The organism is Nocardioides sp. NPDC006303 (assembly GCF_040613175.1).
Lineage (GTDB): Bacteria > Actinomycetota > Actinomycetes > Propionibacteriales > Nocardioidaceae > Nocardioides.
Map to the genome: position 1 here is coordinate 1 of NZ_JBEXRR010000084.1, position 1858 is coordinate 1858.

1 protein-coding gene is annotated in these 1858 nt (G+C 66.8%); it reads right to left on the reverse strand.

Features of this window, described 5'->3' with window-relative positions; genetic code table 11:
• Positions 1-281: 281 nt before the first annotated feature.
• Positions 282-1556: a DUF222 domain-containing protein gene (locus ABZY89_RS29435; protein ID WP_355232714.1), complete on the reverse strand. Its 1275-nt coding sequence runs from the start codon at positions 1554-1556 to the stop codon at positions 282-284.
• Between the last annotated feature and the right edge of the window lie 302 nt (positions 1557-1858).

Here is a 1858-nt window from a genome sequence, read left to right on the forward strand (position 1 = left end):
AGTCCTCCTGGACGTTGACGATGTCGAAGCCGTCGATGCGCCGGCCGATCTCGTTGGTGGCGGACTTGCGTGGCGTCGGGGCTCCGGAGCGTGGGGAACCTTCGCCGCCGTGGGGGAATGTCCCCACCAAGGGGAAACGGCCAGCATGGAGTCGACAGAGCTGGCCAGAACACTCGTGGGGCATCGCGACGGACGGCTTCAGCGAGAGCCGAGACCGTTCGGCGGCGGGGTCCTCAGGCCCGACGGGTGGGACCCGGTGACGTGATTCCTCACCCGGCCGGTTAGGGGCGGCGGGTGAACCGGATGGTGCCATCCGGTAGTCGCTCATGGGTGTAGGCAGGGTTGTGCGCGAGACGGTGATGGTGGGGGCAGAGCAATGCCCCGTCCTTCAGATCTGTCTTCCCGCCAGCAGCCCAGGGGTCGAGGTGGTGGGCGTCGCACCATTCCGGCGGCATGTCACAGCCCTCAGCCTGGCAGCACTTCTGCTGCAGCCGGAGCGCTTTGCGCTGGATGGGCTGGAAGAACCGGCTGCCCCGGCCAGCATCGAGGACCTCGCTGTCGCCGCCGAGGACCCAGGGGATGATGGTCGCGTTGCAGGCCATCCGCCGGGCCTCGGCCGCGGTGATGGTGGCACCGTTGGTCTCGTCGTAGCCGAGGGTGGCGATGCCAAGGTCTTTGCGGAGCTCGTCGAGAGAAATGACCACGTTGATCGTGGTGGCGTCGCCGCCGTGCCTCGGTAGTGCGGCGGGGTCGACGGTCTCCAACAACCGCGCGAAGCCCTGACCCATCAGCCGCTCCCACGGCGGCAACGGGGCACCCTTGCCGACCAGCTGCTGCTTGCGGGGCTGAGCCCAGGCCTCGACCAGCCGCTTGAACCTCATCCCGATCGAGACCGGCAACACACCCTCGAACCCGACGGTGCCGTCGTGGTTGTCCCACACCCGCAACGCCGTCTTCTGCTGCGCCCGCTCCTCTTCAGCAAGGAGGGCTTTGGCTTCGGCGTCCTCGAACCGGGCCGGGTCGACCTCGGTCAGGATCCTTTTCCCGACGACGCGGAGCTCGTTCGCGGTCAACCCGGTGGCGTAGTCGACCAGCAGCTTCTCGGCGAGGACCAGGTCCTCGGCACTGGCGATGGGGTCGGCCTGGATCTTGTCCAGCGCCTTGGTGATCACCCTGGCCTTGTCCAGGGACACGACGCCTTCGGCGAGACCGGCGGCGACGAGGTCGTACTTCGCGACGCTGGTCGCGAGTTTGATCTGGGACCGCGCGGCCCCCGTGTCGACCAGGAGTTCAGCTCGCATCCAGGCGGAGGCGTCTTTGGCGCCGGTCTCCTCAGCGATGTCGCCGGCCGTGGCGAGGACCCGGAGTTTCAGCGCGGCTTGCTGGGCCTGGAGTTTCTCCAACCGCTCCAGCAGGTCCTTCTTCTGCTCGGTGCGCCAATAGGCGGGATCGGTGGCCAGCAGGTCTTGGAGGGCGGTCTCGATGGCCTTCAAAGCAGCGTCGATCGCATCGCCGGGGTTGGTGCCCCAGTGGTCGATCGAGCGGCCGAGACTCATCGCCATCCTCCCCTTTCAGAGGTGTGCTGTGATGGGTCTGATTCTACGCTTCCAGTCCAGCTACTGCCATCTATTTTCCCAGGTCAAAGCGCGTTTTCGCGGTGAGCGAACGGCCTAGCATCTGTGGATGGTAAGTGGCCCGAAGGGCCACCCTTCCACCCCATCAACCTCACCTGTCCCAAACGAGAATGCGCTGCGCCACACCCGGGCCGCCGCCCCGATAGCCAGCCAAATCTTTTCTCGATCTGGTCCGGAGTCCAGGACCGCGAAGCGGCCGGCGAAGCCGGCGCCCGAAGGGCGTC

Coding starts and splice junctions, on each gene's coding strand:
- ABZY89_RS29435 (WP_355232714.1), bottom strand. CDS start 1,556: ATGAGTCTCGGCCGCTCGATCGACCACTGGGGCACCAACCCCGGCGAT.